The 16,428-nt window shown below is 65.8% G+C and carries 14 protein-coding genes; 4 read left to right on the top strand and 10 right to left on the bottom strand.

Annotated elements, in window-relative coordinates; translation table 11 throughout:
* Positions 1 to 166: 166 nt before the first annotated feature.
* The 4 genes from E9229_RS09895 to E9229_RS09880 all read right to left on the bottom strand — a co-directional run bounded on the left by E9229_RS09895 (position 167) and on the right by E9229_RS09880 (position 5,897).
* On the bottom strand, positions 167 to 2,389 hold the full coding sequence (locus E9229_RS09895) for an NADP-dependent isocitrate dehydrogenase (RefSeq protein WP_183511033.1): 2,223 nt from the start codon (positions 2,387 to 2,389) through the stop codon (positions 167 to 169).
* 217 nt (positions 2,390 to 2,606) lie between these two features.
* On the bottom strand, positions 2,607 to 4,277 hold the full coding sequence (gene purH, locus E9229_RS09890) for a bifunctional phosphoribosylaminoimidazolecarboxamide formyltransferase/IMP cyclohydrolase (RefSeq protein ID WP_183511032.1): 1,671 nt from the start codon (positions 4,275 to 4,277) through the stop codon (positions 2,607 to 2,609).
* Between the two features lie 75 nt (positions 4,278 to 4,352).
* Positions 4,353 to 4,889: a COG4315 family predicted lipoprotein gene (locus E9229_RS09885; RefSeq protein ID WP_246380456.1), complete on the bottom strand. Its 537-nt coding sequence runs from the start codon at positions 4,887 to 4,889 to the stop codon at positions 4,353 to 4,355.
* A gap of 315 nt (positions 4,890 to 5,204) precedes the next feature.
* Complete coding sequence (locus tag E9229_RS09880; protein ID WP_183511031.1) at positions 5,205 to 5,897, bottom strand: DUF4303 domain-containing protein; 693 nt, start codon at positions 5,895 to 5,897, stop codon at positions 5,205 to 5,207.
* A gap of 209 nt (positions 5,898 to 6,106) precedes the next feature.
* On the opposite strand from E9229_RS09880, the gene E9229_RS09875 reads away from it, so the two are divergent.
* Complete coding sequence (locus E9229_RS09875) at positions 6,107 to 7,456, top strand: MFS transporter (protein ID WP_183511030.1); 1,350 nt, start codon at positions 6,107 to 6,109, stop codon at positions 7,454 to 7,456.
* Here the strand turns inward: E9229_RS09875 and E9229_RS09870 are convergent.
* The 3 genes from E9229_RS09870 to E9229_RS09860 all read right to left on the bottom strand — a co-directional run bounded on the left by E9229_RS09870 (position 7,453) and on the right by E9229_RS09860 (position 10,629).
* Positions 7,453 to 8,805 (bottom strand): HNH endonuclease, encoded by a 1,353-nt coding sequence (locus tag E9229_RS09870; protein WP_246380455.1) that lies wholly within the window; start codon positions 8,803 to 8,805, stop codon positions 7,453 to 7,455. The two genes, E9229_RS09875 and E9229_RS09870, sit on opposite strands and share 4 nt — an antisense overlap.
* A gap of 96 nt (positions 8,806 to 8,901) precedes the next feature.
* Positions 8,902 to 9,468, bottom strand: a complete 567-nt coding sequence (gene purN / locus E9229_RS09865; protein ID WP_183511029.1) for a phosphoribosylglycinamide formyltransferase — start codon at positions 9,466 to 9,468, stop codon at positions 8,902 to 8,904.
* Positions 9,469 to 9,477: 9 nt separating this feature from the next.
* Complete coding sequence (locus E9229_RS09860; protein WP_246380454.1) at positions 9,478 to 10,629, bottom strand: 3-isopropylmalate dehydrogenase; 1,152 nt, start codon at positions 10,627 to 10,629, stop codon at positions 9,478 to 9,480.
* A 114-nt stretch (positions 10,630 to 10,743) separates the two neighbouring features.
* Here E9229_RS09860 and E9229_RS09855 point away from each other — a divergent pair, with 114 nt between their 5' ends.
* Complete coding sequence (locus E9229_RS09855; RefSeq protein WP_183511028.1) at positions 10,744 to 12,222, top strand: aldehyde dehydrogenase family protein; 1,479 nt, start codon at positions 10,744 to 10,746, stop codon at positions 12,220 to 12,222.
* 88 nt (positions 12,223 to 12,310) lie between these two features.
* Positions 12,311 to 13,039, top strand: coding sequence for an SDR family NAD(P)-dependent oxidoreductase (locus E9229_RS09850; protein ID WP_183511991.1), 729 nt, complete (start codon positions 12,311 to 12,313; stop codon positions 13,037 to 13,039).
* 52 nt (positions 13,040 to 13,091) lie between these two features.
* On the opposite strand, the gene E9229_RS09845 is transcribed toward E9229_RS09850, so the two are convergent.
* A complete protein-coding gene (locus E9229_RS09845; protein ID WP_183511027.1) occupies positions 13,092 to 13,451 on the bottom strand; it encodes a VOC family protein in 360 nt (119 codons plus the stop codon).
* Between the two features lie 81 nt (positions 13,452 to 13,532).
* Between E9229_RS09845 and E9229_RS09840 the strand changes: the two genes are divergently transcribed.
* On the top strand, positions 13,533 to 14,174 hold the full coding sequence (locus E9229_RS09840) for a M15 family metallopeptidase (RefSeq protein ID WP_183511026.1): 642 nt from the start codon (positions 13,533 to 13,535) through the stop codon (positions 14,172 to 14,174).
* A 408-nt stretch (positions 14,175 to 14,582) separates the two neighbouring features.
* Here the strand turns inward: E9229_RS09840 and E9229_RS09835 are convergent, their stop codons facing one another.
* A complete protein-coding gene (locus tag E9229_RS09835) occupies positions 14,583 to 14,924 on the bottom strand; it encodes a hypothetical protein (RefSeq protein ID WP_183511025.1) in 342 nt (113 codons plus the stop codon).
* 105 nt (positions 14,925 to 15,029) lie between these two features.
* Positions 15,030 to 16,421: an amidase gene (locus E9229_RS09830; RefSeq protein ID WP_183511024.1), complete on the bottom strand. Its 1,392-nt coding sequence runs from the start codon at positions 16,419 to 16,421 to the stop codon at positions 15,030 to 15,032.
* Positions 16,422 to 16,428: the final 7 nt, after the last annotated feature.

Below are 16,428 nucleotides of genomic sequence, written 5' to 3'. Positions count from 1 at the left end.
GCAACTCGATTGATAGCCCACACTGGCCGCGATACCCGCACATCGGGCACCGCTCGTTGCATGCCCTGTAGTTCCAAAATCATGACCGCTGGCCTGCAGTGGTAAACGCAGTAGGCGTACCGCTTCCCTTACAGGAATTGGTACGCCTACTGCGTTTATCCGGGTGTTACTTGGCCAGTTCCGCAATCACCTGGTTGAAGTGGGTCGAGGGGCGCATGATCGCTGCGACCTTTGCCGCATCCGGGCGGTAGTAGCCGCCCAGCTCGACCGGGGAACCCTGGACCGCGGCGAGCTCGGAGACGATGGTCTCCTCGCCCTCGGTCAGCGCCTGGGCGACCTGTGCGAAGCCGGCTGCCAGCTCAAGATCCTCGGTCTGGCGGGCCAGCTCCTGGGCCCAGAACTGGGCGAGGAAGAAGTGGCTGCCGCGGTTGTCGAGCTCGCCGGCCTTGCGCTTCGGGGACTTGTCCTCCAGCAGGAACGTGCCGGTGGCACGGTCCAGCGTGTCTGCCAGGATCTGGGCACGCTGATTGCCGGTGGTGGTCGCCAGGTGCTCGAAGCTCACTGCCAGGGCCAGGAACTCGCCGAGCGAATCCCAGCGCAGGTGGTTTTCCTTGACCAGCTGCGAAACATGCTTCGGGGCAGAGCCTCCGGCGCCGGTCTCGAACAGTCCGCCACCGTTCATCAGCGGAACCACTGAGAGCATCTTGGCGCTGGTGCCCAGCTCCAGGATCGGGAACAGGTCGGTGAGGTAGTCACGCAGCACGTTGCCGGTCACCGAGATGGTGTCCTCGCCGCGGCGGATGCGCTCAATGGTGAACGCCGTGGCGTCCATCGGGGACATGATTTCAAGCTGCAGGCCCTCGGTATCGTGGTCCTTGAGGTACTCGTTGACCTTGACGATGAGGTTGGCATCGTGCGCGCGGGTCTCGTCGAGCCAGAACACCGCCGGGGTTGCCGAAGCACGGGCTCGGGTGACTGCCAACTTGACCCAGTCGCGGATCGGGGCGTCCTTGGCCTGGCAGGCACGCCAGATGTCACCGTCGAAGACCTGGTGTTCGATCAGTACGGCGCCGGCACCGTCGAGGATCTGCACGTGGCCCGCACCGCTGATCTGGAAGGTCTTGTCGTGGGAGCCGTATTCCTCGGCTGCCTGGGCCATCAGTCCGACGTTCGGGACGGTGCCCATGGTGGTCGGATCGTAGGCGCCATGTGCGCGGCAATCATCGATGACCACCTGGTAGACACCGGCGTAGGAGGAGTCCGGCAGTACAGCCAGGGTGTCCTGCTCCTTGCCTTCGGCGTTCCACATGTGGCCCGAGGAACGGATCATGGCCGGCATGGAGGCATCGACGATGACATCCGAGGGGACGTGCAGGTTGGTGATGCCCTTGTCGGAGTCGACCATGGCAAGTGCCGGACCGTCTTCCAGGCCCTTGGCGATCAGGGCTTCGACGCCGGCGCGGACGTCGTCCGGGAGTTCTCCCAGGCCGCCGAGGATGGAAGCCAGGCCGTTGTTGGCGCTCAGGCCGGCTGCGGTCAGCTGCTCGCCGTAGGTGGCGAAGAGCTCGGAGAAGAAGGCCTTCACGACGTGGCCGAAGATGATCGGGTCGGAGACCTTCATCATGGTGGCCTTCAGGTGCGCAGAGAAGAGCACGCCTTCTTCCTTGGCGCGGGCAATCTGCGCCTGCAGGAAACGGTCAAGGGAATCGGCGTTCATGACAGTGCCGTCGACTACCTCACCGGCGAGCACCGGCACGGCCTTCTTCAGGACCTTGACAGTGCCGTCTTCGGAGACGAAACGAATCGAGAGGGTGTCATCGGCCCCGATGACAACGGACTTCTCGTTGGAGCGGAAGTCATCCTGGTCCATCGTCGCGACGTTGGTCTTCGACTCGGGGCTCCAAGCGCCCATGGAGTGCGGATTCTGGCGGGCGTAGTTCTTCACCGACAGCGGTGCGCGGCGATCCGAGTTGCCTTCGCGCAACACCGGATTCACGGCCGAGCCCTTGATCTTGTCGTAGCGGGCGCGAACCTTGGTTTCCTCGTCCGAGCTGGGGTTGTCCGGGTAGTCCGGCAGGGTGAAACCCTGGGCCTGGAGCTCGGCCACTGCAGCCTTGAGCTGCGGCACGGAAGCCGAAATGTTCGGCAGCTTGATGATGTTGGCCTCGGCGGTCTTGGCCAGGGCACCGAGTTCGGCCAGTGCGTCAGTTCCGCGCTGTTCCTCGGTCAGGTATTCGCCGAAAGTTGCGATGATACGGCCGGCGAGCGAGATGTCGCGGGTTTCCACTTCCACACCAGCGGTCGAGGCGTAGGCCTCGATGATCGGCAGGAACGAGTAGGTCGCCAGCATGGGCGCTTCATCGGTGTGGGTATAGATAATCTTGGCCATAGGTGAGGCGTCTCCCTGAAAGGTCTTCGAACGTTGTACGTTCCGAACTATTCTCAACAGCTCCAATTTACCCGAGGAACTGCCCAGAACCACTTTCGTCCTCCCTCCCCAGTCCACATGAGACGCTTCGCACCACTGCGCTCAAACGCTCCAGGGGATGCGTTAAGTGCCGCAGGGCCCCCGAAGCCAATGGTCCGGGGGCCCTGCGGCGGCTTTGCTAGTGGAAGAAGTGGCGTGCACCGGTGAAGTACATGGTGATGCCTGCCTCGTTTGCCGCGGCGATGACTTCCTCGTCACGAACTGATCCGCCCGGCTGGACGACGGCCTTCACACCGGCGTCGAGCAGGATCTGCAGGCCGTCGGCGAACGGGAAGAACGCATCCGAGGAGGCTACCGAACCGACCGAACGCTTCACGGAGACTGCATCCCCGGCACCGGCTGCGCCGCCTGCCGCGTCAACGGTGGATTCCACGGTGACGCCGAGGGTGTTTGCGCGCTCGACCGCCAGTTTGCAGGAGTCGACGCGGTTGACCTGGCCCATGCCGATACCGACCGCTGCGCCGTTGCTGGCGAGCAGGATGGCGTTGGACTTGGCTGCGCGCACGGCGCGCCAGGCGAACTGCAGATCGGCCAGGGTGGCGGCGTCTGCCGCCTCGCCGGCGGCCAGGGTCCAGTTTTCCGGGGAATCTCCGGCGGCGGCGATGGTGTCGGAGATCTGAATCAGCATGCCGCCGGAAACCTGGCGGTTCTCTGCCTGGTAGCGGCCGTAGCCCTCGGGCAGGGCGATCAGGCGGATGTTCTTCTTCTTGGAGAGGATCTCCACCGCTTCGGCCTCGAAATCCGGGGCGATGACGACCTCGGTGAAGATGTCCTTCACCGTTTCGGCCATGGCCTTGGTGACAGTGCGGTTGGCGGCGATGACGCCGCCGAAGGCGGAAAGCGGATCGCAGGCGTGGGCTTTGGCGTGGGCATCGGCGATCGGGTCGGCGGCATCGGCCGAACCGACGGCAACGCCGCATGGGTTGGCGTGCTTGATGATGGCCACCGCCGGCTCGGCGAAGTCGAAGGCCGCACGCAGTGCTGCATCGGCGTCGACGTAGTTGTTGTAGCTCATGGCCTTGCCGTGCAGCTGGTCGGCCTGCGCGATGCCGGCGGGGGCTGCCTTGTCAACGTAGAGGGCAGCCTGCTGGTGCGGGTTTTCGCCGTAGCGAAGCACCTCGGCACGCTCCAGGGAGATGCCGGAGAAAGCGGGCCAGTCGATGATGCCGTCCCCGTCCTCGTCCTTGAACTGCTCGGCGGTCCAGGTCGCAACGGCCGTGTCGTAGGCCGCTGTATGGGCGAAGGCCTTGGCCGCGAGGCGGCGGCGGGTCTTCAGCTCGAAGCCGCCCTCGGCCGCGGCCGCGACGACGGCGCCGTAGCTGGACGGGTCGACGACGATGGAAACGGCAGCGTGGTTCTTGGCGGCAGAACGGACCATGGCCGGTCCTCCGATGTCGATCTGCTCGACGACGTCATCCTGGGCCGCGCCGGAGCGCACCGTCTCAACGAACGGGTACAGGTTCACGACGACCAGGTCGAAGGCCTCGATCTCCATGTCGGCCAGGGTCTGCATGTGGGCGGGAACGCGGCGATCGGCCAGGATGCCACCGTGGACGCGCGGGTGCAGCGTCTTCACGCGGCCATCGAGCATCTCCGGGGAACCGGTGACCTCTTCGACCTCCTGGACGGGGATTCCGGCGGCGGCGATGCGCTTGGCCGTGGAACCCGTGGAGACGATGCGAACACCGGCTGCGTGCAGGCCCGTAGCAAGTTCCTCCAGCCCGGTCTTGTCATACACGGAAATCAGGGCCCGGCGAAACGGAACACGATCAAGGACGGTCTGGCTCACAGAAATCTCCCAGGTGCGGAAATGAGGGGTGTCATGCCCATTCTACCGGGTGCCGAGGGCCGACCGCCCTGCCCGCTATTTGATCATCGCTCCATCCGGTGAAGCCAAATACCAAACTCCCCCCACTCCCTGGCCAAGGATGTCACCGGGCTTGGCGTCCTGTGCGTAGGAGTACAGAGGCATGCCGTTGAGCGTGAGCTGCTCCTTGCCGTCGGGCGTCTTGATGGTGGATACCGTTCCGGTGACGCCGTCGACCTTCGGCGTGGAGCCCGAGGCCAACGCCACCGGCCAGATTTCGAGGCAACCACCAGTGCAAGCGCTGGTCGCGGTTCCCTTGGGGTCCTTCGTGTAGAAGTACAGCGACATCCCGTTTCCGTCGACGACGATCGGGCCCAACGAGCTGGTTGCCGTCTTCAGGTCCACCGCGGCAGTGCTGGGAGCGGTCGCCCCGGGGGTAGCTCCATAGCCGCCGCTGTCCCCGGGGACGGTGGTGACGGGGGCGCTGGTGGTAGGGGTGGTGGTTCCGTTGCTGGAGCAGCCCGTTAACAGCGCCGCAGCGGCCAATCCGACGGCCGCCATTCGTGTTGCTTTTCCGCAGGGATGGAAGTTCATGATCAGGCCTTTCTTCGCGATAGTCCGGGGGTGGGTGGGACAACAGGAAGTTCATGCCCCGATCCCCTGCCTTCTAAGACGCAAGGCGGGCAAAATGGGTTCAGCCCGCCCACGGGTTTTGACGCCACCGGCCGTTGATCCCTCCGGGCCGGTTCCGGGCTGCTGCCCCGCTGGGTGGTGTACGACAGCGGCTTCGTGGGCCGTGCCGGGCGATGGATGGCAACACCCGACGGACATAGTCGGATTACCGGGGCCGTAACGACGCCGTTTGCCAGGATCGCCGCCCTCCATCTGCGCGATACCGATGGCCGGGTCCTAGGATCCGGCTGCCAACTCGGGGAAGTGCTTCTTGAGCTGGTCCTGGGTGAGGCATCGGCGCAGGATCTGGTCGGCATGGTCCTCGTCCGAAAGATAGGCAACCATTTCCGCGTTGCGGCCAACAGCCAACTCCTTGCGCAGCGATTCCATGACCGAAATCAGCATCTGGTAATACCGCCTGATGGTGGGTTCCCAGCCGGACTTCTCGGAGACGGCGGTCAAGGCCTGGGCCCAGAGTTCCGATGCCGACTCGTCAAAGAGTTCCAGCGAGCACCAATGCCAATCCGGAGGATTCCATTTGGTCGAGTAGAAGCCCTCGTCGTCGGCGTCCAGATCACCAATGTCCTCGAACTCGGTATCGATGTCTTCCTCGCCCCCTTCCTCGAGGTCCTCTTCATCCTCGGCAACCGGTTCTTCATCGGCGTAGGGCTCATCGTCCTCGTCTACATCGTTCACGACGCTGGCCTCGGCCTCGTCCCGGGCCTGGGCAACGGCAAGATCGCGTTGAAGGGCCTGCTCCGAGTTCAGGGCAAGAACCGGGAGTTCGATGCGTTCGGAGGGCTCGGCGCTGACCCCATCCAAGGCAATCGCATAGAACACATGGTCCGGGTGATGTGTGATGATCTCTTCTGCCTGGCGCAGAGCCGATACCCGAATCGCCTCTTCCAGAGCCTCCCAATCTACTCCCATGTCCTGACTCTACTCCGTCGGGTGCGCTGCCGGAATGGGCACGCGTGGAACCTGCCGGATCGGCATCCAAAGTACTCCGACGCACTCTTCAAGCCACCTATCGAGGGCCAAATGTGGGCTGTGGAGAGTTCCGGCTAATCTTGGACATGCGGCCGATAGCAGCGGCCAGAGATTCGGCAAGGGCAAGCATGGCGGGGGAATAAGACTCGATGAACGAGTTCCGAAAGTTGCCTTCGGGCGAACAGATTGTTCAGGGACTACCCTGGAAATGGAGCGTCCAAGGCACAATTTTCATCATCGGCGGGCTGGGCTTCATGTTCGACGCCTGGGACGTGACCCTCAATGGTGTGCTGATCCCGCTCGTTGCCCACGAGTGGGGGCTTGAACGGACCACCGCCGCCTGGTTGGGCACGGCGAACCTCATCGGCATGGCGCTGGGAGCCTTCGTCTGGGGCACCATAGCCGACCGGATCGGGCGCAAGAAGGCGTTCACCTGGACCCTGCTGATCTTTTCGATCTTCACTGTTGCCGGGGCATTGGCTCCGGGCTTCGGGTGGTTTGTGGCATTCCGGTTCTTGGCCGGCGTCGGACTGGGCGGCTGCATACCCGTTGACTACGCGTTGGTTGGTGAATTCACCCCGTCCAAACACCGCGGCAGGGTGCTCACCGCCATGGACGGATGGTGGCCCGTGGGAGCCGCCTTGGCGTTCTTCATTTCCGCGGCGATCCAGACCAGCACGGATAACTGGCGCCTGATCTTGGCTGTCATGGTTTTGCCGGCATTCATGGTCTTCTGGATCCGCCGCGGGGTCCCCGAGTCGCCCTTGTTCCTCGTCCGCCAGGGACGCAGGGAAGAAGCAGCCCTGGTCATCGATGACCTGGTCCGCCGAACCGGTGCTGTTCCCACGCCCTACACGCTGCCCGAAGCCAAGGACGTTCCCAAGCTGTCCGCGGGCTCCTGGTGGCAGCAGCTCGCTGCCGTGTGGCGGTTCAACTGGAAGATCACGCTCACGGCATGGCTTCTGTTCCTGACCATTCTCCTGGTTTACTACCTCGCGTTGACATGGATGCCCAGCATTCTCGCCGATGCCGGAATGGCACAATCCACCGCGTTTTTCATGACGGCGATCATGGCCCTGATGGGGCTGCTCGGCGTGGGAATCGCGGCGGTTCTGGTCGAACGAACCGGACGAAAATGGCTGCTGGCCATCACCGGCCCTCTCTCGGCCCTGATCCTGGTGATCGTTGCGCTGACGCTGAACGCGCCAAGCCTGGCGATCGGCTGGTTGTTGGCGTTCGGTGTCGTCGTGCAAATCGCGATTCCGGTGCTCTATACCTATGTATCGGAACTGTATCCAACAGAATTTCGCGGTTCGGGGTTCGGCTGGGCCTCGACCTTCAGCCGTCTGGGCGCCGGGTTCGGTCCGCTGCTTTTCGCATGGCTGTGGCCGGTCTTCGGGCTGGCAAACTTGTTCCTCGTTGCCGGCGCACTGGTGCTGGGGGCAGTCGTCTTCATGGCCTTCGCAGCACCGGAAACCAAGGGCAGGCAACTGGACTAGCCGGGTTGTGGTGGCGCGGTGGACCGGCACGAATTCCCGGACGGGTCCGTCCACCTCACCGCATGCCGCTCGTTACCAACCACCTCAACAACCCAGCCGGGGAATTCCTTCGTGTAGTTGCAACGGGCGCAGGTCCCCTCCGCATTTTCCGCCGTGGTTGCCCCGCCACGGGCTACCGGTTCGACATGATCCATGTGCTGGATCGGCGCATCGCAATACGGGGCTCGGCAGAACTGGTCCCGGATGCTGATGAACTGCTTCAGCCCCTGGGGGAATGCCCTGCGTTTGGATTCCAATGCAACCAGTTCACCCGTACCCGGAGCAGTGTAGATCCTTCGGAGCCCGGCCAAGGCCCCGGTCCCGTCCTGGTTTTCGGCCCGCAGGTATTCCCGGGCAGCCGCGGCCGGAATCAAGCCGTACCCGGCCAAATGCGCCGGTTCCGCATCTCCGGCGAACAGGGCCCGGTCGGTGATCACCAGCTGGAGTTCCACTGGAATCGCGTTCGCGTCCGTCACCCCGGTGACGCGCTCAACCAGGGTGTCGGCCATGATCTGGGACCTGCTGCGCTTGTCCCCGCGCGCCTTGCACGCGTCCGCTTGTCGGTTCAGGACGGCATAGACTGCGACGCCGGAGCGAACTGGCAGCAGTGCGTGGAAAATTGTCATGGTATCCGGGGCCGGACGCAGGCTAACCCTCCGGTCTTCGACAGCATGCGATGCCCTATCCGCCACGGCCCGGGCATCCAGTGCGTAGGACATCTTCCGCGCCAGGGCGATCAGCTTGCGCTCTCCCACGCCCTGTAGCGTCGTCGGATCCTGACACAGCATTTCATCGACCTTCAGCCGGTCCCCGGCCGACAGGCACGCCGTTTCTCGCACCAGCAGCGTCGCCTTCCACTCCCCGAGCAGGCCCAGCGTCATCAGCCGGTGAGCATGGGGCATTTCGGTGACGAGCGCGGCGGCAAGGCCCAGGAGCCTTCCACCCTTGTTCGGGGATTCGGCACGAGCCAGAGCCACCATGGAACCGGTGTCCTTGCCCCGCCTCTCCGGATCCAGTCCCAGGGCGGCGTGGCGGGCGATGACCAGGTCCTTCAACGCCACGGCCAGCACGGCCTGTTCGGCGCTGGCGGCATTCTTCAGCTGCTCAAGGGCGGTGATGCGGGCCAATGCCTCTCCCTCGGTCACCGGGGCGCCAAAGGAGGGCAGGTCCTCGCGGAAGCGGATGGTCCGGGCTGCGGGGCGCATGTACTTGGTGATCGAGTCTTCCCAGGCCACGAAGTCGGCACTGACCCAAGTGACCTCGGTGCCGATCCCCGCAGGTGGCGTCGGGTCCGTCGGCGGAAGATTCATACCTTCGAACATATTTCCTATATTATTCTGACGAGCTCGAAAAGGAAAGGGAAGCGGCCCCCGAAGGAGCCGTTCATTCCGGCCTGGATTCCAGCGCTAGACCTTGGCGGCCAGCGCTGCCAGCGTGGCGATGAGCAGGCGGCGTTCGACGACCTTGATCCGCTCATGCAGCGATTCCTCGGTATCGCCGGGCACGATCGAGACCGCCTCCTGCATGAGGATGGGGCCGGTGTCGACGCCCGCATCGGCGATATGGACGGTGCATCCGGTGACCTTCACGCCATAGGCCAGCGCGTCGCGGACGCCATGGGCTCCCGGGAAGCTTGGAAGCAGCGCCGGATGGGTGTTGATGTAGGTGCCGTCGAAGGCGCCAATGAACTCCTCGCCGACGATCCGCATGAAACCACTGGAAACCACGTAGTCCGGAGCGTAGGACAGGCACTTCTCGGTCAGCGCGTGGTTCCAATCGCCACGATCGGTGAAGTCCTTGAAGTTCACCACGAACGTGTCGATGCCGGCAGCGGCCGAACGCTCGACGCCGTAGGTGCCGTGCTTGTCGGCACCCACGGCCGCTATATCTATATCCAGCGACTTGTCGGCGACGGCGTCGATGACTGCCTGCAAATTGGATCCGGTACCTGAAACGAGGGCTACGATGCGCATTTGATCAGTTTAGTGGCTGGCGGCTGCGCCCAGGCCCTCCATGACGGAGCGCCCGGCCAGCAGCGGCACCGTTCCGGCAACAACCGCCTCAAGGGTCTCCACGATGCGGGCGCCGACCTCGTCGGTGGATCCGCCCATGGCCGGTCCGCTCAGACCCTCCATCGTGCCCAGCACGCTCACCACCGCCGTTTCCACCGCGTGGGCCGCGTCGACCTCACCGAGGTGCGCGAGGCACATGGCCAACGAGAGCACAGCACCCGCCGGATTCGCGAAGCCCTTCCCAGCGATATCGGGGGCCGACCCGTGGATGGCCTCGAACATGCTCGGGGCGCTGCCGTCCAGGTTCAGGTTGGCGCTGGCTGCAACACCGAGCCCGCCCTGGATGACGGCGCCCAGGTCGGTGATGATGTCGCCGAACAGGTTGTCCGTGACGACCACGTCGAAGCGCTCGGGGGAAATCGGCAAGTGGAAGCACATGGCGTCCACATGCACGTAGTCCGTCTCGACCTCGGGGTAGCGCTTGGCGACATCGGCCATGGTCTCGGTCCAGAGTTTGCCGGCCTCGACCAGGATGTTGGTCTTGTGGCAGAGCGTCAGCTTCTTGCGCCGGGAGGCAGCCAGGCGGAAGGAGTACTCGATGACGCGCTCGACGCCGGCACGGGTGTTGATCGATTCCTGGATCGCCACTGCATTCCTGGTCCCGGCGTGGACGGTGGATCCGCGTCCGACGTAGGCACCCTCGGTGTTCTCGCGGACGATGACCATGTCGCAGCGTTCGGGGGTGAGGTCGGCGATCGGCGTCTTGACACCGGGGTACAGGCGCACTGGGCGCAGGTTCACCGCCTGCGCGAAGGTCTGGCGCATGGCCAGGATGAAGCCGCGCTCGAGGATGCCAGGAGCTACCGACGGGTCCCCCATGGAGCCGAAGAGGATCGCGTCCTTGCCCCGCAGGCGCCCCTCGATGGGACCGGCAAACAGCTCGCCGGTGGCGAGGTAATGATTGGCCCCGGCGTCGATGTGCTCGCGTTCGGTGGCGAAGCCGAAGAGCTCCTGAGCCCGGTCCAGGACCGCGAGGGCACAGCCGGTGACCTCCGGACCGATGCCGTCACCCGGGACGACTGCCAGGGAATACGTGCGCTTTTCCGACGTGGAACCGGTCATCGTTGTCATCTCCATTGCTTCGGCCTGCATTTCACCAGTAGTCTACCTATATCACTGGTAAGACCACTCGTTCAATAGAGGGCGCCGACGGCGGACCCCGGACAGGATCAGCTCATGAGCACCCATTCCCCCTTCCCCGCCCCACTGGCGGCCACGCTGCCCGTGGGCGAAAACGGCGTACCGGCCACGTCGAGTACCGACGTTATCTTCCCCTACGACGGATCGGTCATCGGCCAGGCGCCGTTCGGCGATGCAGCCATCGCCGCCCTGGCCCTGGATGAGGCGACCGCCGCGCTTCCCGCCATGGCGGCGGCCACCACAGGCGCCCGCCGCGCCGTGCTCAGCGACATCCACGACGCCCTCGCAGCCCGGAGCGCCGAACTGCGCGAACTGCTGGTGCTGGAAACCGGCAAGCCCGCCGTCGACTGCGGTGTAGAAATGGCCCGCACGCTGACCACCTGGACCGCCGCCGCGGAGGAAGTCACCCGGATGACCGGGGAAACGGTGCCGCTTGACCTGCAGCCACTGGGCGCCGGCATGCTCGGCTACTACACCCGCCGCCCCGCGGGAGTCGTCGTCGGCATCGCCGGCTTCAACTACCCCGTCCTGCTGGCCAGCCACAAGATCGCCCCGGCGTTGGCGGCCGGCTGCCCGATCATCCTCAAGCCCTCCCCCGATACCCCCCTGGCCACGCTGTGGATGGTCGACCTGATCCGCGGCGTGCTGGCGGCCCACGGGCTTCCCCGGTCCGCCGTCCAGCTGGTCAACGGCGGCATCGAGGTCGGCGAGACGCTGGTGCGCGATCCTCGTGCCGCCGTGGTCTCCTTCACCGGTTCGGCCGGCGTCGGGCACCAAATCGCCCGCGATGCGGCACCGCGCAAGGCGGTACTGGAGCTCGGCTCGAACACCGGCCTGATCGTCGATGCCGATGCCGATGTCGACGCCGCCGTCGATGCAGTGGTCCGCGGCGGCTTCTACGCCAACGGCCAGGCCTGCATCTCGGTCCAGCGCGTGGTATTGCACCAGGACATCGCCACCGAGTTCGCCACCAAGCTCGCGGTACGCATGCCCGAGGTCGTCGTCGGCGATCCGCGCGATGCCGCAACCCGCGTCGCCCCGGTCATCAACGCCGCCTCGGCAGACCGGATCAACTCCTGGATCGCCGACGCCATGGCGGCCGGCGCGCGCATCGTCGCCACCAATGCGGCGAAGGATCCGGACGCCACGGCCCCGGGCCTGGTCAACCCGACGGTGCTGATCGACGTGCCGCGCACCTCGCCGCTCTGGTGCCAGGAGATCTTCGGCCCCGTGCTCTGCCTGGATACGGTCGCTTCCATGGACGAGGCCATCGACCTGGTCAACGATTCGCGCTACGGCCTGCAGGCGGCTGTCTACACGCGCTCGCTGGCCAACGCGTTCGAGGCGATCAACCGGCTCGATGTCGGCGGCGTCGTGGTCAACGAGATCCCGGGCTTCCGCTCGGACATCATGCCCTACGGCGGCGTGAAGGACTCGGGGATCGGCCGCGAGGGACCACGCTGGGCCATCGAGGAATTCACCATCACCCGCATGGCCATGATCCGCCCGGCCTAACCGATATTCCAGTACAGAAACTAAGGACTTAGAAGTGAACGCAGGAATCGATTACAGCAAGCTGTTCCGCCTCGATGGCCGCAAGGTCATGGTCATCGGCTCGGGCTCCGGCATCGGCCGCGAGTCGGTGCTCGCCCTCGTGGCCCAGGGCGCCACCGTGGTGTGCGCCGACAGGAACCTGGAGGCCGCGGCCGAAACCGCGGCACTGGCCGGGGGCCCGACCACGGCCTACCAGCTCGATGTCACCGACGTCGAAGCCGTCACGGCCGCGGCAGCCGCCTATAGCGACCTGGACTCACTGGTCTTCACCGCCGCGACCAACGTGCGCAAGCGCATCGCCGACTACTCGATGGACGAGTTCGACCGCGTGGTGAACCTGAACCTGCGCGCCAGCTTCTCGCTGATCCGCGCGTTCGCCCCGAACATGGCCGCCCGCGGCGGCGGCTCGATCACTGGGTTCGCCTCGATCCGCGCAACGGTCGTGGAACCGGGCCAGGGCGTCTACGCCGCCTCCAAGGCCGGTCTGGTGCAGCTGATGAAGACGGCGGCCGCCGAGTTCGGTCCGCAGGGCGTGCGCGTGAATGCCGTGGCTCCGGGCGTTGTGGAAACTCCGCTGACGGCCCAGATCAAGGCCAACCCGGAGTGGTATGACGCCTACGCGAACAAGAGCGCGCTGGGCCGCTGGTCCCGTCCGGAGGAGCTCGCCGGCGCCGTGGTCTACCTCACCTCGGATGCCGCAAGCTTCGTCACCGGTTCGGTGCTGACTGTCGATGGCGGGTGGACCGCCATCGATGGCCGCTTCACCCCGCCGGCCTGATCCTTTTCGCCCATCCACGCCCCACGGCCTCCCGGCCGCGGGGCGTGGTGCGTTAACTGAGGCAGAGGCAGAACGGGTGGCCCGCCGGGTCCAGGAAGACACGGAACGTGGTTCCGGGTTGGTCGGCTGCCAAGCGCCCACCGCGCCGCAGCACCTCGTCCTGCCCCGTCTCCAGGTCCTGCACCACCAGGTCCAGGTGCATGTGCTGCGGATGCTCCTGCCCAGGCCAGTCAGGTGCCCGATAGCCGGACACCTGCTGGAACGAGATGGCGTTCGAGCCGTCCGCGGGCCGGATTTCGGTCCAGTCGTCCTCGCCCCTCACTTCCCAGCCTAAGAGGGATCCGTAAAAGGCGGCGAGGGCCGTGGGGTCCGGGCAGTCGATGACAAGGGTGGGTGTACGCGCGATGGCCATGCGTCGCAGGCTACACCCGAGACCTCAATCGGTGCCAGACTGGATCCGATACGCCCCCACCCGATGAGGAGTTGGAAGCAGATGAGTACCATGCCCGGCCCCGGAGCCTTCGCCTTTTCCAGCAGGGTCACCGAATGGGTGGACCTGGCCCATACCTTCGGCAACGGCTGCCCGGTCAACCCGCAGGACCTGCGGCACGTCAGCTTCAGCCACTGGACCTTCGAGGGCACCATCGGAAGCGGGACGATGGTCGTGCACCATCTCCTCGAGCCGCTGCTGGAAACCGTGCTGGGCGTGGCCTTCGCCGAACGCTTCCCGATCCATCAGGCGCTGCCGTTGGACGACGAACGCTTCCGCGGCGACGACGAGGTCTCGATGGCGGCGAACAACAGCTCCTGCTTCAACTACCGGCTGATCTCCGGGACCACCCGGCCGTCCAACCATTCCTGGGGTGCCGCGGTGGACCTCAACCCGCTGCAGAATCCGTACCTGTATGCCGATGGCCATTGGGGTCCGTCGGCGGAGATCGACTACACGGACCGCACCCTGGACCTGCCCGGGATGTTCACGGCCGCCCACCCGGTGGTGCGTGCCTTCATCGACGCCGGGTTTCAGTGGGGCGGGAATTGGGAACGGCCCGATTACCACCACTTCGAGGCGCTCGGCCTGGTGCTGGGCGTCGCGGATTCGGATCCCACGGCGGCGCACAAGCCCCGCGCGTAGGCCGGCGTTAGAAGCCGGGCACCGTGTAGTGGTTCCGCCCCAGACGCCATTGCAGGCCGTCCGGTTCGATGGTCATCACCGGGACGGTTCCCCCGGGCTGAACATCCGCCGCCGTTGGTCGAGGAGCGCCTCGCCCCGGAGGTAGTCGCGCATGACGAGGCAGATGCGTCGCATGACTCAAAGGCGGCACTGATGGTTGCCGTCCGCACCGGCTCGAGCCGGTTGGCCGCGTGGAGCCGCTGCCGGCCGGTTCATCGCTGGCCGTCGCATCCTCCACGTTGCAGTCATGGTCGAACGCCTCGGCGACGGTTCGTTGGAGCATGGCCGTGATCTCGAGTCCCGCGGGAACATCATGTCACGGGCGCTCGGACACCGCTGGTGGCACCGTCGATTCAACGCACCGTCCGCTCACCTGGGCTTCGAGGCGGTCCTTATTTTCGGCAACTCCGAGGTATGCACCGGCGGCTGCGGCCCCCGGGCGCGCTGTTGCTGGCGGAAGAAGTACTCGGCGATGCCATCCAGGTTCCGCAGCGCCCGGGAAAGGGAAACAAGCAGCAACGCGGCGCCGAAGACCGACAGGACGACACCGCCCAGGAGCAGGCGTTCGGCGATGCCGGAACCCGCATCATGCCCCGCGGCGAAACCGCTCAGTGCCCCCACCCCGAGCAGGAGAGCGCCCCAGGCAAAGAAGCGGAAGGATTTCTTGGGCTTGATCAGACGCACAGTCTCGTTCGGTCCTCTACGGTTCACGGGCGGTTTGCCTCATCAAGCTTAACCGCAGCAGAAAAGGCCGGTGGCCCGCAACCCCTTGCCCGGGTTCCGGGCCACCGTTGACGGTTCGCGCGCGTGGCGTGGTTACTGAACCAGCGACCAGTTCGGCGCCGCGTCCCCGCGCGCGGTCTCGTACCAGGCGCAGGCAGCCAGCACGTCGTCATCGGCTCCGGTGCGCCCGGAGACCTGCAGGCCGATGGTGCGTCCGTCTGAGGTGAACCCGCAGTTCACCGTCGCCGCCGGCTGGCCCGACATGTTGTAGGGCAGGGTGAAGGAGATGTGCGCCATGGGCAGGTCGGGGTCGTTGACCGGCATCTCCTGCTCGGCGGCGAACGCTGCCATCGGGGCGACCGGCGAAAGCACCAGGTCGAATTGCTCGGTGGCAGCGCGGGTGACCTGCTGGACCTCGGCAAAGCGGTGGTAATGGCGGACAGTTGCCAGGCCGTCGTAGTCCTTGGCGCCGGAGCACCAGCGGGCGATGTAGGGCAGCACCTGGGAGCGGGCTTGATCATCCAGTGCGCTGTAGTCGGCCCAGGAGCGGGTGCGCCAGAACGCGTCGATCTCCGCCAGCATCGCAGGGCTCATGAACGGTGCCACCGGAACGATCGTGGCGCCGGCGGAAGCAAACACGTCGGCCGCACGCTGCACCGCGGCCAGGATTTCCGGGTCCACGTCGGCGCCGGAACCGGCATCCAGCTGCACGCCCACGCGCAGTCCGGCAGGGGATTCAAGCACCTGCTCCCAGTCCATCGCCGGGTAGGGACGGGCTGAGTAGTCGCGGGCATCGGGGCGGGCGATGACACTCATCAGCGCCTGCGCGTCGGCGACAGTGCGGGTCAGCGGACCGGCTGCGCGGCCCATGTAGGGGGCATGCAGCGGGACCAGCCCGGCACTGGGCTTGAGCGTTGCCAGCCCGGCCCAGGTGCCCGGAAGCCGGATGGAGCCGCCGATGTCCGTACCCACATGCAGCGGGCCGTAGCCGGCTGCAGCGGCCGCTCCGGCACCGGCGCTGGAGCCGCCGGTGGTCAGCGACGGGTCCCAGGCGTTGCGGGAGATGCCGTGCAGCGAGGAAACACCCGAGGAGAGCATGCCCCAGTCCGGCATCGTGGTGGATCCCAGGATGAGAAGGCCCGCCTCGAGCAGGCGGTCGGTGATGGGAGCGTTTGACGCTGCCAACGGCGGGTTCGCGATGGCGGTGCCGGCGGGGACCGGGTGTCCGGCACGCGGGATGTTCTCCTTCACCGTGACCGGCACCCCGTCGAACGCCGAGAGCTGCGTTCCGGCGGCCCAGCGGGCGGCCGATGCCGCAGCATCGGTGCGGACCTGCTCCGGATCGTGCAGGTAGAAGGCGTTGAGCACCGGTTCGCGCTCGGCGATCCGGCTCAGCACTCCCTCCGCCACGTCGCGCGGGTCGAGCCCGGCGGCGTATCCCGCGGCCATCTCGGCTGCCGTTGATTCTCGGGTCTGCTGCGTCATGCTGTAC

The sequence above is a fragment of the Paeniglutamicibacter cryotolerans genome, assembly GCF_014190875.1.
In the GTDB taxonomy this organism is placed as follows: domain Bacteria; phylum Actinomycetota; class Actinomycetes; order Actinomycetales; family Micrococcaceae; genus Paeniglutamicibacter; species Paeniglutamicibacter cryotolerans.
Note: the sequence above shows the minus strand (reverse complement) of the source record. Positions and strands in the feature narration are given on the sequence as shown.

Coding starts and splice junctions, on each gene's coding strand:
- E9229_RS09895 (WP_183511033.1), bottom strand. CDS start 2,389: ATGGCCAAGATTATCTATACCCACACCGATGAAGCGCCCATGCTGGCG.
- E9229_RS09885 (WP_246380456.1), bottom strand. CDS start 4,889: ATGAACTTCCATCCCTGCGGAAAAGCAACACGAATGGCGGCCGTCGGA.
- E9229_RS09880 (WP_183511031.1), bottom strand. CDS start 5,897: ATGGGAGTAGATTGGGAGGCTCTGGAAGAGGCGATTCGGGTATCGGCT.
- E9229_RS09875 (WP_183511030.1), top strand. CDS start 6,107: ATGAACGAGTTCCGAAAGTTGCCTTCGGGCGAACAGATTGTTCAGGGA.
- E9229_RS09870 (WP_246380455.1), bottom strand. CDS start 8,805: ATGAATCTTCCGCCGACGGACCCGACGCCACCTGCGGGGATCGGCACC.
- purN (WP_183511029.1), bottom strand. CDS start 9,468: ATGCGCATCGTAGCCCTCGTTTCAGGTACCGGATCCAATTTGCAGGCA.
- E9229_RS09860 (WP_246380454.1), bottom strand. CDS start 10,629: ATGACCGGTTCCACGTCGGAAAAGCGCACGTATTCCCTGGCAGTCGTC.
- E9229_RS09855 (WP_183511028.1), top strand. CDS start 10,744: ATGAGCACCCATTCCCCCTTCCCCGCCCCACTGGCGGCCACGCTGCCC.
- E9229_RS09850 (WP_183511991.1), top strand. CDS start 12,311: ATGGTCATCGGCTCGGGCTCCGGCATCGGCCGCGAGTCGGTGCTCGCC.
- E9229_RS09845 (WP_183511027.1), bottom strand. CDS start 13,451: ATGGCCATCGCGCGTACACCCACCCTTGTCATCGACTGCCCGGACCCC.
- E9229_RS09840 (WP_183511026.1), top strand. CDS start 13,533: ATGAGTACCATGCCCGGCCCCGGAGCCTTCGCCTTTTCCAGCAGGGTC.
- E9229_RS09830 (WP_183511024.1), bottom strand. CDS start 16,421: ATGACGCAGCAGACCCGAGAATCAACGGCAGCCGAGATGGCCGCGGGA.